This is a genomic window from Alphaproteobacteria bacterium, from assembly GCA_016699305.1.
Classification (GTDB): domain Bacteria; phylum Pseudomonadota; class Alphaproteobacteria.
The window spans coordinates 1,478,890-1,493,616 of the sequence record CP064970.1 but is presented as its reverse complement, the minus strand read 5'-3'; the positions used below and the strand labels follow the sequence as shown (position 1 = coordinate 1,493,616).

General features: G+C 61.0%; 9 protein-coding genes. 2 read left to right on the top strand and 7 right to left on the bottom strand.

Translation table 11 applies throughout. The features are described 5' to 3' along the window. Positions 1-49: 49 nt before the first annotated feature. The 5 genes from IPI58_07050 to IPI58_07030 all read right to left on the bottom strand — a co-directional run bounded on the left by IPI58_07050 (position 50) and on the right by IPI58_07030 (position 6,632). Complete coding sequence (locus IPI58_07050) at positions 50-991, bottom strand: hypothetical protein (protein ID QQR68599.1); 942 nt, start codon at positions 989-991, stop codon at positions 50-52. Positions 992-1,129: 138 nt separating this feature from the next. Further along, on the bottom strand, positions 1,130-1,735 hold the full coding sequence (locus tag IPI58_07045; GenBank protein ID QQR68598.1) for a DUF882 domain-containing protein: 606 nt from the start codon (positions 1,733-1,735) through the stop codon (positions 1,130-1,132). Beyond that, positions 1,732-2,418, bottom strand: coding sequence for an ABC transporter substrate-binding protein (locus tag IPI58_07040; protein ID QQR68597.1), 687 nt, complete (start codon positions 2,416-2,418; stop codon positions 1,732-1,734). The genes IPI58_07045 and IPI58_07040 overlap by 4 nt, the downstream gene beginning before the upstream one ends. Before the next feature lie 43 nt (positions 2,419-2,461). Beyond that, positions 2,462-4,426 carry a 1-deoxy-D-xylulose-5-phosphate synthase gene (dxs, locus tag IPI58_07035; protein ID QQR68596.1) on the bottom strand — a complete coding sequence of 655 codons (1,965 nt, stop codon included), beginning with the start codon at positions 4,424-4,426 and terminating at the stop codon, positions 2,462-2,464. A 172-nt stretch (positions 4,427-4,598) separates the two neighbouring features. Beyond that, positions 4,599-6,632, bottom strand: a complete 2,034-nt coding sequence (locus IPI58_07030) for a HAMP domain-containing protein (GenBank protein QQR68595.1) — start codon at positions 6,630-6,632, stop codon at positions 4,599-4,601. A gap of 211 nt (positions 6,633-6,843) precedes the next feature. Between IPI58_07030 and IPI58_07025 the strand changes: the two genes are divergently transcribed. Then, positions 6,844-7,377 carry a methylated-DNA--[protein]-cysteine S-methyltransferase gene (locus IPI58_07025; protein QQR68594.1) on the top strand — a complete coding sequence of 178 codons (534 nt, stop codon included), beginning with the start codon at positions 6,844-6,846 and terminating at the stop codon, positions 7,375-7,377. Here IPI58_07025 and IPI58_07020 read toward each other — a convergent pair. Next, positions 7,358-8,215, bottom strand: a complete 858-nt coding sequence (locus tag IPI58_07020) for a hypothetical protein (protein ID QQR68593.1) — start codon at positions 8,213-8,215, stop codon at positions 7,358-7,360. The genes IPI58_07025 and IPI58_07020 overlap by 20 nt on opposite strands. A 17-nt stretch (positions 8,216-8,232) precedes the next feature. Then, positions 8,233-13,590 carry an alpha-2-macroglobulin family protein gene (locus IPI58_07015; protein ID QQR68592.1) on the bottom strand — a complete coding sequence of 1,786 codons (5,358 nt, stop codon included), beginning with the start codon at positions 13,588-13,590 and terminating at the stop codon, positions 8,233-8,235. 125 nt (positions 13,591-13,715) lie between these two features. On the opposite strand from IPI58_07015, the gene IPI58_07010 reads away from it, so the two are divergent. Then, a complete protein-coding gene (locus IPI58_07010; GenBank protein ID QQR68591.1) occupies positions 13,716-14,720 on the top strand; it encodes an NAD-dependent epimerase/dehydratase family protein in 1,005 nt (334 codons plus the stop codon). Positions 14,721-14,727: the final 7 nt, after the last annotated feature.

Here is a 14,727-nt window from a genome sequence, read left to right as displayed (position 1 = left end):
AGATGGCGTCCATGGCCTTGACGTCATGGCCGGGGCGGCATCACCTTATTCATAAGCGGCACACCTTATTCATAAAACGTCTAACGTTTTTCCTAGTCGGCATTGTTGGTCCGCTTTTTGTAGTTGCAGCCGTCGCCCTCCTCTCCATGCCTGCTGTTGCTGTCTGCCACAGCGCACTGTCGCGACCCGCCTCATACACGGCATAACGGTAGGCGTGGATGCGTTCCTCAACATTGGTGATGGCGTCCGCATGCCTGACGAAGCCAGCCACGGCCTGCTGCTCCAGATCACTGCCAGAGGCGGCATAACTTGCGGCATATCGGTAAGCTTCGAGGCGCCGCGAAGTATCGGGAATGTCGTCCGCGTTCCTGACGAAGCCAACCACGGCCTGCTGCTCCAGATCACTACAGGGGGCGGCGAATGCGGCGGCACACCGGTAAGCTCCGAGGCGCAGCGAAGTATCGGAAATGTCGTCCGCATGCCTGAGTATGCCGGCCACGGCCTGCTGCTCCAGATCACTGCCAGAGGCGGCATAACGCGCGGCATTACTGTAGGCGTTGATGCGCTCCTCAACATTGGGAATGGCATCCGCATGCCTGAGTATGCCGGCCACGGCCTGCTGCTCCAGATCACTGCCAGAGGCGGCATAACGCGCGGCATTAATGTAGGCGTTGATGCACTCCACAACATCAGGAATGGCGTCCGCATGCCTGACGAAGCCAGCCACGGCCTGCTGCTCCAGATCACTGCCAGAGGCGGCATAACGCGCGGCATCACGATAGGCGGCGAGGGCATGCGGTATGAATTCTTGTTGTTTTGAAACGTGATCGGCCAGGGCAATAAGCGGCTCTAATAAATAGGGGTTTGCACGTAGATTCTGGCGCAAGCCATCCATGCACTGTGAAAGCGTGTTATAATCGGCGTCCTTCATAGCTTGTTCAGCGATATCTAGAATTGTGCGGTCTTGGTGGCCGGGCATGGTGTTTGGCATGACATTCTCCCAAAGCTTGGATATCGAATCTGGAAGGACCATTAGCACGCAGGCATGAAAGAAAAAACGCACAGTTATGGTTAATGCTGCGAGGCCGGGGTTTGTATGGCCGATAAGAACCTCGCTGTCCGTCTAAGATCACCCCGATGCGCGGCCTGTTTGGGCGTTCCAGGTGCGGATGGGGCCGACATCCAAATGGATATGGTCGCTATCGTCATACCAGGCGGCCCCGCCCCGTTGCAGGGTTTTGGCGATTTCGGCGGTGGCGCGGCCTGTCAGTCCCGGTATGCGGATATCGACGGCCATGCCGTTCATATGCCAGCTTTCCCGCGCCACGCGCCCATTGCCGCGCGCCAAGGCCGCATTGGTCGCAGGACTGCGATAACCGGAAAGAACCTCGATGGCGGTCTCGGGCGGCAGGCCCAGGCGATAGACCAAGGCCGCCATGTAATCCACCAATTCCGGCGCGATGCGCGCTGTCTGATCCGCCTTATGATCGCGCAGCATGCGCGAGATGGCGTCCATGGCCTTGCCGTCATAGCCGGAGCCGCGCCGCCAATAGGTCACGTCCAGTTTTTCGCCGCTTCGATGCACCAGAACAATCTGCCGCGCGGGCGCGTCATTAAAAGCGCGCGAGGGCGTGGCCACCCGTCCCCCAGGCGCGCCGCCCGAACAAGCCGCGCACAGCATCAGCAAAAAGGCCGCGCCTATCCGGCGCGCCCATCCTTGCCCTGGCAAAATCACGATCCCGCCTGAGCCAATTGTTGGGTTTTGTCTTGGATCATCTTAAGCAACCCGTCGATCCCGGCCGAGCGATAGACCGAGCCGAACTCGCCGCGCCGGGTGGCCGCTTCGCTGATGGTGCCATCGACGAAAACGTCCATGATCTTCCAGGCCTTGGCCGCCGGATCCAAACGCATGCGATAATCCAAACGGATATTGCGGTCGCCCGGAGGCAACAGGCGGGTCATCAAAAGAGCTTCGTCACGGGCGGGTGGTTCGCGCTGGCCGATTTCCTCAAAGCGCACATCGCCCTGAAAGGAGAAACGCCGCGCATAATTGGCAATGGTGAAATCCTCAAAGGCGTTGCGCAGTTGCGTGCGCTGCGCTGGATTGGCGCTTTGCCAGGCCGGCCCCATGACCAGGCGCGTCATAGAGGTCATATCAAAGACGGTACGCACCACAGGCCCCAGAACCGCCACGCGCTTGTCATAACTGGTCGTGGCACCCTTGGCCGTGATGCTTTGCAGCGCCTTGTGCAGACGTGTCACCGAATCCCATCCGGCAAAGCGCGGTTCGGAATCGGCCGATTTCGCGGCGATGGAGGCCGCCTTGTTCACGGTCGCCGCCTGGGCGGAAGCCATGCCCGGCATAGCCAGAACAGCCAAAACAAGCCCTAAAATCCCCAATCCGCGCGGTGCGATCACGATGCGTCCTCCTGTGACAGATGGCGACATGTTCCCGACCGACTCATCCATGAGCGGCAGGAACGCCCGGGCGATTGTGCAGCTCGATCGTGACCGAGTTATGACCAAGACCCATGGCCTGACTGGCCAATTCAACCATATCGGCAGCGGTCAGATGCGCCTCTTCATACTGGCGAGCGGGCGTTTCATGGTCCTGGAACAGGTCGGGCAAGGTCATCGTGCGCACCTTCAAGCCGCCATCAAGCAAGCCTTCACGCGCCAATAAATGCAGCACATGCGCGCCAAAGCCACCCTGCGATCCTTCCTCGATCGTCACCAGCACTTCGTGTTCGCGCGCCAAACGGCGGATCAGGTCTTCATCTAAGGGCTTGGCGAAACGCGCATCGGCCACCGTGGTGGACAGGCCCATGGCGTCCAGATGCTCGGCGGCTTTGACGGCCTCGGCCAAGCGCGTCCCCAAGCTTAGCAAAGCGATCTTGTTGCCTTGCCGTATCACACGGCCCTTGCCGATGGGCAGCACCTGGCCCTGCTCGGGCATAGCCAGCCCCAGACCTTCGCCGCGCGGATAACGCACGGCGCTGGGGCCGTCGTCATAGGCTGCCGAGGTGGTTACCATATGCAACAATTCCACCTCATCCGCCGGAGCCATCACCACCATATTGGGCAGGCAGGTCAGATAGGCCAGATCAAAGGAACCGGCATGGGTGCAGCCATCGGCCCCCACCAGTCCGGCACGGTCGATCATAAAGCGCACGGGCAGTTTTTGAATCGCCACGTCATGCACCACCTGGTCAAAGGCGCGCTGCAAGAATGTGGAATAGATGGCGGCGAAGGGACGATAGCCCTCGCTGGCCAATCCCGCGCAAAAGGTCACCGCATGCTGCTCGGCAATGCCCACGTCGAAGCACCGCTCGGGGAAACGCTTGGCGAAGGCGTCAAGCCCGGTGCCCGAAGGCATGGCGGCGCTGACGGCCACGATACGCGGGTCTTTTTCCGCCAATTGAACCAAGACGTCCGAAAAGACCTTGGTATATGTGGGCGCGGTGGCCTTGCTCTTGGTCTGCGCGCCGGTGACGACATCGAAACGCGCCACGGCGTGCAGCTTGTCGCTGGAGGTTTCCGCCGGTAGATAGCCGTGGCCCTTGCGGGTGACGACATGGACCAGAACGGGCATGTCTTCTTTGGCGTCGCGCACATTCTCCAAAATCGGCAACAGATGTTCCAGATTATGGCCGTCGATGGGGCCGACGTAATAGAACCCCAACTCCTCGAATAAGGTGCCGCCGGTCACCACACCGCGCGCATAGCTCTCGGCGCGCTTGGTCATGATGGCCAAAGACCGAGGCAGTTTCTTGGCCAAACTGCGCACAAAATGCCGCAAACCGCGATAAGACTTCGAGGACACAAGCCGCGCCAGATAGGCGCTCATCGCGCCCACGGGCGGCGCGATCGACATGTCGTTGTCGTTCAAGATCACGATTAACTTGCTGCCGCTGGCCCCCGCGTTGTTCATCGCCTCATAGGCCATGCCCGCGCTCATCGAACCGTCGCCGATGACGCAAATCACATGGTTCTTGCCACCGGACAAATCCCTGGCCACCGCCATGCCCAGCCCCGCCGAGATCGAAGTCGAGCTGTGCGCCGCGCCGAAGGGATCGAATTCACTTTCGCTGCGCTTGGTAAAGCCCGAAAGCCCCCCGCCTTGGCGCAAGGTGCGGATGCGGTCGCGCCGTCCGGTCAATATCTTGTGCGGATAGGCCTGATGCCCGACATCCCAGATCAGCCGATCGGCGGGAGTGTCGAACACATAATGCAAGGCGACGGTCAGTTCCACCACGCCCAGCCCCGCGCCCAAATGGCCACCTGTCACCGAGACGGCGGCGATGGTTTCGGCGCGCAGCTCGTCCGCCAACTGCTTCAATTGATCGGGCGGCAAACGGCGCAGATCGGAAGGCAGATCGACCTGGTCCAGCAGGGGCGTTTCGGGGCGATAGGGAACCGTGGTCACGATGATCCTCGTTCTTTAGACTGATGCAGTGTGCCGACGGTCTGGGGCGATTCCATGACCGAGGGCAATGGTCACCCCTATCAGAAACAATGCTTTCGAACAAGGAATCCATCAGGAAGCACAAGCCGTCCTGCTGCGGAATATTGGTAAATGGCGGTTCGAATAAGGTTAATCAGCTCGTTTGCAGCGCCATTCCTTGTAAGCGCTTGATAAAGCGGTCGAGGCTGTCTTTCAGCACATCCGTCTGGTGCGATAATTGCTCGGTGCTGCCATGCATAGCATTCGAGGCGTCCACGGTGTCATGTGCAATTTGACCGAGTTGATCGACGCTCTGGGCCATACCCTGGGTGCTGTCAGATGCGGATTGGATCGAACGACTAATTTCGCCCGTGGCCGCCGATTGCTCCTCGATGGCGGCCGCAATGGCCGTGGCGATATGGCTGATGCGCGCGACAGTTTCAACAATATGAGTGATCGCCTGCGAGGTTTCTTTAGAAGCCTCTTGGATGGCCCCCACTTGGCGCGTGATTCCTTCGGTGGCCTGAGAGGTCTGGGTCGCCAAGCTCTTCACTTCGCCTGCCACTACGGCAAACCCCTTGCCTGCTTCGCCCGCCCGCGCCGCTTCGATCGTGGCGTTCAAAGCCAATAGGTTGGTTTGATTGGCAATATTATTGATCAGTGTGACCACCGCGCCGATCTCATGCGCCATCTCAGCCAAATGAGTCACGCCCATGCGGGTGTTTTGGGCGGTTTCCAACGCCTGTTCGGCGACATCCTTGGCCGTATGGACATTACCTGAAATCTCACCGATCGCGGCTTGCAGCTCGACGGCGGCGCTGGCCACCGTCTCCATATTTTGAGCGGCGCTCGTCGTGCCTTGACCAACCGTTCCTGCCTGCTGCAAGGCATGCTGCGCCCGCCCAATGACAATCCCCGTGTTTTCTTTGATCACATGGGCGGATTCGCCCAAGTGATGCACGACTTCGCCGATGGCGGTTTCAAGCTCGGACGATAGATTCTTGATGGCGCGCAATTCGGCGGCGCGCGCCTCGGCCTGACGGGCTTGGGCCTCGCGCTGCGTGCGTTCGATGGTTTTGCTGCGGAAATTCTCTAAGGAACGCGCCAAATGGGACAGTTCATCCGTCCTGTCTAAAAAGGGAATATGGGTATCATGGCCTTGCGCCAGGTCGTCGATGCCATGGCTGAGCTGTCCGACATTTCTGACGATCGAACGCGCCATCACGCGCGAGAATCCCCAAGCCAACAAGACGATCACGAATGTGATGGCCAAGGAGGTATGCAGTTTATTCTTGAACCCAGTGATGCGCACGCGCAGCAAACGGTCAAGCGAGGCGGCGGAAACCTGATACAAAGCGCGGGTTTTATCCATGGCTTGGATCAGCTCTTTTTCTAGCGGCTTAATATCCGCCGATTTGGGGTTGGCCTCGGCGAAATGCGCGCCCAATTCGCCGACGGTCTTTTGCATGCTGTCCATGGACTCGGCCAGGGCCGTCATGGCGGGCAGGATCTCATCCTTCAGCAATCCGTCTGGATTGCCGCCGATGGCCGAGTTCACGTCGCCCTTCATGCCATCCACCGCCGCGCTCAACAGCCCGGCCAGGATCAGGAAATCCGCTTTCTCTTTGGTGCTGAGTTGAGGACGCCCCACATAATCCTGTGCCAGGCGTACGATGGCTCCGGCGCGATCCACTAAGTCCGGCAATTTGACCGTCAATAAGTCCTGCGCGTAATACGAGTCGATATCCGGGTCGAGCGTCAGATTGGACTTCTCGGCGATCCTAAGGCCCAAGACTCGAGCGGCGGCGATACCCGCCAGAATCGATTCCATCTGCGGCTGTGCGCCTTGTAATGAGGTCATGACTTTGGCCAAATCATCCGCCATCGGTCCGGATTCCATGGCCTCGTCCCACTGGGCGCGCAAGGCGGGGAATTTTTCAGCGCCCTTGGCATAGGATTCCGTCAGCCCCGCGCCAGATGTGGCGCTGGTGGCCACAAGCCCGTCCAGAATGGGCCAAACACTTTGTTGCAGATACAAATTGCCCGCGCGTTCCTTCTCGGCAAAGTTGATGTCCTTATTGGATTGTTCGATCAGCAACCACCCCAACAGGGCAATCGGGCCCAGGAACAGGAACGAAAGCAGCGTCAATTTACGGGATATGGACAAATTGCTGAGAAAGCTGCGCATCCGGGGTTCCTCCTGGAGTCAATGAACGGCTTGAATAGGCAAATATAGGACCTGCATCCAACAACATGCCCATACAAGTGTATATACCCATATGTATTAACAATATGTTGTCGCATTATTCATTCTCCATAACGAACATAAAAAAGGATAAATGCCGGAGCGAATGTCTTCTCACTCTTGCGCCAACTGCAAGAAAACGCGACAAGAATTCATGATGGTCGCTCGAACACAACGCCCTCCGCCGCATCGCTTGACGTTGGCTTGGACATCTTGCCCCGTGGGCGGCGCACTGACGGCATGGACGGATGAGGGCCGGCTGGCGCGGCTGGATTTGGTGTCGCAGGTGCAGGCTAAGGCACGGGCGCGGCAGTGGCGGGGTGCATGGTCCGCGACCGAATGGGTCGAAGGCGTTGTGCCTGCCGCCCATCATTCGGCCCTGGAGACCGGCGCATATCAGGCAATCCCCCTGCTGTTATGCGGCACACAGTTTCAGACGCAGATATGGCGCTTATTGTTGAAGATTCCCCACGGGCAGACCGTCTCTTATGGCGAGATCGCGCGGCGGTTGGGGCGGCCCCAGGCGGCGCGCGCCGTGGGCCAGGCGGTGGGTCGCAACCCGATTGCCTTAATCGTGCCCTGTCACCGGGTCATCGCGGGGCATGGCGGCATTGGCGGCTATGCCGGGGGCCTGCCCATGAAACGCCGCTTGCTGGCGTCCGAAGGCGTCACGATCGACGAAACTTGAACATGGGGGATACAGACGGGGAGGATTCGGTGGCCACAGGCTTTTCACCCAGATCCTGCGGCGCGGCGACACGCGCGGCGCGGCTGTGTTCGGCCTGACGTTCCTCGTCGCGCGCCACGATGACGCGCAAGACCTCAAGATCACGATCCCAATCGGCCCATTCCCGCGCACCCAAGGGCGGCGTGGGGGCGGTGTCTCCCGCAGCGAGGGCGCGCACGGCCCCCACCCATCGCGCAAGCGGGCGGGTCAGACGACGGAGCCAGACCATCGCCGTCAGATAGGCCAAGCCGGCCACGGCCACCAGAACCGCGAATCCATGCAGCACCAATTGTTCGGCCGGTGCCAACAATGCCGCCGCAGGCGTACAAATCGCCGCGCCCGCCGCGCCCGATGCCGAACGTGCCAAACCGCAAGATGTGGCACTGGCGGCCATACCTTCCAGCACGGCGGCGTTCTTTTCATCGCCTGCGGACAAATCCATCAGGGCGCGTTGCAAGGCGGCGGGCATGGGATCATCCACCGCCCCGGCCTCGGCAATCGGCAAGGCGCGCACGAAAACCTGCACACCGGGCTGGCGCGCGCGCAAGGCGTCTTCCATCCGCCGCGCCAAGACCGCCTCATGCCCGGGAGCCGCCATCTCCACGACCAAGCGGGCTTGACGTGCCAAGCCATCGCCAAGCGCGGTGCGCAACCCCAAACTGGCCACCAACACCGCCGCGAACACGGCCAAAGCCGGCACCACCGCCAGCACCGGCACCGCCACGCTCAGGCGGCTGCGCCAGAGCAGATCCGACGAGTCGGTCCCTGCATTTTCAGGGGCATCCGATGGCTCGGTCATCACCGCATCCTTCATGATCAGCGCGCCTCGACGGTCAGGCGGCCCGGCACGCCGCGTCCCATATGCGCGGGATTGGCCATATTCTCGACCATCGGCGCGGGCACGACATATTGGCCTGGCGTTACCGCCCTTGCCAGATAGGCCAAGGACCAAGAATCCGTTTGCGGATTACCAGGCCCGGTAAAATCGAAGGCGGCGACAAAACGGTCATCCCGCGCTTGGACATGCTGCGTTTGCACCAAGGGCGGCAGCCAAGACAAGCCCACACGACCATTCCCATCCAAAGCCTTCTCGATTTCCAAACCCGCAGGCAGCAAATCGACGACCAGCAAGGGAGCCTGTTGATTGGAACCAATCGCTTGGGTCGGCGTGACCTTTAAGATCACCACGATCAGATCGTTTTGGCGAAGCTTAGCCAGATTGACGTCCTGGCCGTCTTGGGTCTTGTATTGGCGCTGGATGCTCAGCCCTTGCTTGGCTTCGGGCAAAGCTGCCGTCGGCACGCCAAAGACCGTCAACGCGCGATACAAAGGCTTGGCATCGGCATTACGCAACTTGATGCCCGCTTGCAGCCGCGACGGATCCACCCGATCGAGGCTAGCGGCTACATCCGCCAAAGAGCTGGGCTTGCCGTCTTGCTCCAATTTGGCTTCGGTGGCGCTGCCTTGCTGGCGGATCAACGCCAAGGCGGCGCGCACCACCCAGCTTTGCTCTTGCGTGGTCAGGAAGTTTTGGCCTGACAGTCGCGTGGCCAATTGTTCGCCCATCTCCATCAATTCGGTCGCCGGACGCCCCGCTTCGGCGGCCAGTGTCAGTACCGCAGCGCGATCGCGCAACTCGCTGTCATAACCGGTTATGATCGGTCGGGACCCCACAGGCGGCGCAGGTCTTTCAGCCAAAGCCTTGGCGGCGGCGGCAAAGGCCGCATCCGCGCGCGGCGCGTCACCAAGACGTGCCAAAGACGCCCCCAACTGAGCCAAGGCCATCGGCGAGGTTATCTGCGGCAGATAGGTATCATGCACATAGCGCAAAAGCCCCGCATCCACCGCGCCCGCCCGCGCCATCACATACAGGTCAAAGACCCGATCCGAGAGCTGTTCGGTCCGATAATCGGCGCTGATGGTTTGACGGCGTAGATTGGCTATGCCGCGCTCGATGGTGAATTCGGGCACGCCATGCCCCTTCTCTCTCGCGCGCATCAGGAAGTCCAGCGCATAGGCCCCAATCCAGTCCGGAGCCTCGCTCCCCGCCGGCCACAGGTTGAACGCGCCACTGCCGCGCTGCAGATCCATCACGTCCCGCGCCGTCCGCTCCAGGCGACCTTGCAAGGCGGCGTCGCTGTCATCCACGCCCCAACGCACGGCCAGCTCGTTGGCGTACAACAAAGGCATCGCCACGCTGGTCAGTTGTTCCAAGCAGCCATAGGGATAACGCGACAGATCACGCAGCAAAGCGGCCACACCCAAATCCGGCACCGTGGATATCCGCGCCGAAACCTGGGCCGTCCCTGGCACCAAATCCTTGGTAAGGCTGGTATCCAACGTCCAGGTTTCGCCCGGCGGCAAGATCGTGATCTTACGCATGGTCTGGGGCGGTTGCGCCGCGCGCACCGTCAAGGGCCACACGCTTTGCCGCTCGGCACCGTTCTCGGGCTTGACCGTCAAGGTCACTTGTCCGCCACCGACCTGACGACCCTGCAAGGCGATGCGCTGCGACACTCTTTGCGCGGGTGCCAAGCTCAGCCGGATCGACGCCTTGGCCGGATCGACCAGGGCCAAGGCCCCGCTTGTGGCCAGAGTCATGTTCAGGACTTGGGGCTTATCGCCCACATTATGCGCCGAAAGTGTCATCTCGGCCTTATCGTCAAGGGCCATGAAGCGCGGCGGCGAAGCCGTCACCACCACCTGGTCGCGCACCAATATCTTGCCTTGCACATGGCCCACGCGGCTGGCGTCCCAGGCCACCGCCATCAGGCGAACGCTGCCATTGAAGTCCGGCAGGTTCAGTTTGACCGTCGCGCGGCCTTGGGCGTCCAGACGCACGGGGCCTTGGAACAGGGCCAAAGGCTTGATCCACTTATCCGGCAAACCGGGCAGGAAACGCGAGGCCGCGTCGCCGCCGACTCGCAATTTGCCCTGCACACCCGCCTGAGGCGCAATCAGATGACCATACAAGTCGCGCAGATCTACCCCTAGGCGACGTTTGCCATAATAATAATCGTCCGGAGAGGGCGTGACGAAATCCGTCAACTGCAAGACGCCCTCATCCACGGCGGCCAAGGTCACATAAGCCTCTTGATCGGCACCCGTCACCGTGATGGGCACATCGACGGACTGACGCGGCGTCACCTCGGCCAAAGCGCCTAAGCTGATGTTTAGGGTACGCAAGGCGGGGTCAACCCCCACCCAAGCCAAGCCAATCGCCCGGCCCGGCCCGCGCGGCGCGCCCGTACCAGGACGAAAAGCCGTGGCGGTGACATAAGCACCGGTGCCCCAGGCTTCGGTGACTGTCAATTTGGCCGTCACGCCCTCGGCAGGCAGATGCATGGTCTTGGTCTCGACGATGCCGTCGCGCAGCACATTCACCTGCACCTCACCCGCGAACGGCGCTTTGATCGCAACCTCGACCGTCTCGCCAATCTTGGCGGTTTTTTCCTTCACGGCGACTTGCAACGAGTCGGGCGTGTCGTTCTGTCCCAGCGATAGGGTATCCCAGCCCACTTGGAACAAAGCCGAGGAACGCCGCGAACCGTCGCCCGTGCGCGCCTCTAAGCGATAGGACCCCGGCTCTAACGTGGCCTCAATGCGAGTCGGGCCATCGGCCTTGCTGCTCAGCTTGGCGGCCTTGACCGTATGATCGCGCGAGACCATCCGGTAACCCCAATCCGAATTCGCCGAAGCGCGATACCATTGGTACAAATGATTTTCACGAATGATGGCATAGGAAACATCCCCCACCATCGCCTTGCCCTCTGGGTCCACCATCACGACATCAAAGGCCGCAGGCTTGCCTTCTTCGAACAAAGACTCGCGCCCTGGCATAGCCGGACCTTGATCGCCCGGCTGCACCGGACGCAATCCGATGCTAGGACCGGCGTCACGCATGGGCAGAATCATCCGGCGTTTGGTCGCGCGGCCGCCCGGCTCGATCACGGTCGCTTCGACCAAAGCCTGCAAGGGCAAGGGATTGGCAGGAACGGCGGGCCAGGCGATGGTTAGGGCGGATTCGCCCTTATCGTCGGTTTCCTTGGCCTCGATCGGGAAACGTCTTGGATCGAAGGATTCGCGCGCCGGGCCGAAACTGTAATCTGCCCAAGCCTCAAACGGTTTCTCACGGCGTTGCACGGTCAAAGCCGCCTCGACCGGCAAACGCGCACCGGGCGCGCCATACAGGAAATCGGCCTGCGCCTTGACGATCACGGGCGCATCGGCAGACAAGACGGGTTTTGACGCGCTTAGGCGCAGCTCGATGCGCGGCGGCACGAAATCCTCGACCGTGAAGCTGGTCGATCCCAGTTCGGGCGCATCCTCGTCGCGTCCGGCGCGCACACTGACGCGCCATAGGCCCGTGCGGGCGGCCATGGGGATATCCAATTCGGCCTTGGCCGCGCCAAGCCCACCGGCAGGCACCCCGGCCAGTTGAGCCGTGCGCGTGCCATCGGGACGGAAAATCCAAAAGCTGACCGCCGGACCCGCCACCACCGCCATGGCCTTGTCGTCGCGCAACAGGCTCATCAAATGCACGGTCTCGCCCGGACGATAGATGCCGCGATCCGTATAGGCGAAAGCGTCCAAGGGGCCGGGATTCGCCCGACCGCCCACGCCGCGATCACCCAGATCGAAAGCCGGTTGGTTCAAGGGAAGCAAGGCCATATCGCCCTGCGCGCCTTGGGCCACCAGGGCGAAAGGTTGGCGGCCGCCCTTGCCTTGAACCAGGCCCGGCGCAAAGGTCGCCCGGCCATTGGCATCGGTGGCCATCTCGGCCAAGACCTGATTGTTTTGCGCCAACAGGCGCAGCGAAACGGCATTCAGCGGCTTTGCGCTGGCCAAAGAACGCGCAAAGACGACCATCCCATCGCGTCCCGTGAAACTGGACAGACCGATATCCGTCGGCACGATCCACTGTGTGGCGCGCGAACGATAGTGTTCCTTCGCCTCGCGTCCGAAACTGGGCACCACGGTCAGGGCATAGAGCGCGTAATTGCGCGAAGCCTTGGCGTGTTTTTGTAGGATTTCGTTCAGCGGCACCAATGTGGTCACCTGGCGGTCGGTGACATTTTCGATATCCATCTCGCCTTCCCACAAAAGCTCGCCGCGCGTGGATGCGATGTCGTTCGTCTCATAGCCGGTCAGGGCGCGCATCAGGATATTGTCGCGCAATTCGGGCACCAAGGAACGTTCGTCAAAGGCCAAAAGCTCGATTTTGACGCGGGCCAGATTTACCGTCTGTACGGGAACGCCCGCCATGTCGTGGCGCGGCATCACAAAGGCCCCACTGGTAAAGGCCACGCGCGGCTGGCGATGCGCCACCGTGACATTGGCATCCACCGGCTCCATCAACCGCGCCGCGCCCACCGAAGGCAGCCCTTTGCGCCAGGTGACCTTATAGGTTTGACCGTGCTGCAAACCTTCTAAGCACAACGTCTTTTCATGAGCCTGGGCGACCACGGGCGTGGCCGGAGTAATCTCAATATAATCCTCGTAGCGCACCGTGCCTGTCTCGACCAACGGCCAAGAGAATTCGGCGCAGTAACTGGGGCGGTCGTCCTCGGCCTGAGTTTCGGAACGCACCACGGCCAGGCGGCGTCCCGTCAGCAATTCGACACGCACCGACAATTCGGCGTTCGGACGCATGGATATGCTTTTTTCCAGCACCATCACCGCCAAGGCGTTCTTGCCCGCCGTCGCCAATCGATCTCCGATCAACGCCAAGGCTTGGGCCTGAATAAGCGGCTTAGACTCCGCTCGCTTATAGGTCAGCCAAGCCGACGCGAGAGTCTCAGTGCGGTCTTCGCCCAGCTTGCTGTTTAATTGAGCCAGATTCAGCCACGATTCGGCAGTATTCTCGCCGTGACGGATGGCATTCTCCATCTCACTGCTAGCTTCCCACCATGATTGACGCGACGCCGCATCGGCGGATTTGGTCAAAGAGGCCTGGCGCATCATCGTGCTGGGCTTTTTCACGACGCCGATTTGCTCATAATACAAGCTGGCGATCTGCTGAATCTCGGCCAAGCGCGATTCGTCCCAGGCATTCGAGGTCGCCGCCAAAGCGACATTCTTGGTGGCTTCCGCCGCCCAAGAAGAAGCCACCGGCGCGGCCATCACGGCCAGCGTCATCAGCACAGCCGCCAAGCCCACACGCATCATTTTCATGGGAATCGCTCCTATCATCTGCCGTCTCTGTACGCCGATGGCGCAAGGCGCTAGTCTGCTTCAAATCCATCGGGTTGGCCAGGGGGTCTTCCCACAGATTAAATCGTTTTAAGGTGAGAACCATCATGCCTGAGCGGGTATTGGTCACAGGGGCAACAGGGTTTGTCGGGGCCGCCGTGGCGCGGGCGCTGTGCGCCAAGGGCCATGATGTGCGTGTCTTGGTGCGGCCCAACAGCCCCCGGCGCAATTTGGAAGGCCTGGCCGCCGAAGTCGTCATGGGCAGCTTGGAAGATGCGGCCAGTTTGGATACGGCCTTGGCCGGCTGCACCGCCTTGTTTCATGTCGCTGCCGATTACCGACTATGGGTGCCCAATGCCAAGGCCCGCGCCGCCATGATGGCCGCCAATGTCGAAGGAACGCGCAGCCTGATGACCCAGGCATTGCGCCACAAGATCAATCGCGTGGTTTATACCAGCTCGGTGGCCACGTTGGGCCTGCCCCATGACGATATCAAAGTCGCGGATGAAGACACGCCCAGCACGCTAGAGGGGATGATCGGCCCCTATAAGCGCAGCAAGTTTCTGGCCGAGGCGGTTGTGCGCGATATGGTGACCGAAAAGGGTCTGCCTGCGGTGATCGTCAACCCTTCGACCCCCATCGGGCCGGGCGATGTGCGCCCTACCCCCACAGGCCGCATGATCTTGGACGCCGCCAAAGGGCGGATGCCCGCTTATGTCGATACCGGTCTTAATGTCGTCCATGTGGACGATGTGGCACAAGGCCATCTCTTGGCCTGGGAGCGGGGCAAAATCGGGCGACGTTATATCTTGGGCGGCGAGAATCTATCCTTGGCTGAAATTCTGCGCCTTGTGGCGCTAAGCGTTGGCCGAAAAATGACCGCCATCCCCCTGCCGCGCGCGCCCTTGATGCCCGTTGCGGTGGTGATGGAAGGAATCGGGCGTCTGACGGGGGCCGAACCGATGCTGACATGCGACAGTTTGCGCATGGCCGCGCATCACATGTATTTCAGCAGTGACCGCGCCCAACGCGAATTGGGGTATCATCATCGTCCGGCAGCACACGCCATCGCCGAAGCCGTGGCTTGGTTCCGCCACGAAGGCCGTCTTTAGAAGGGGA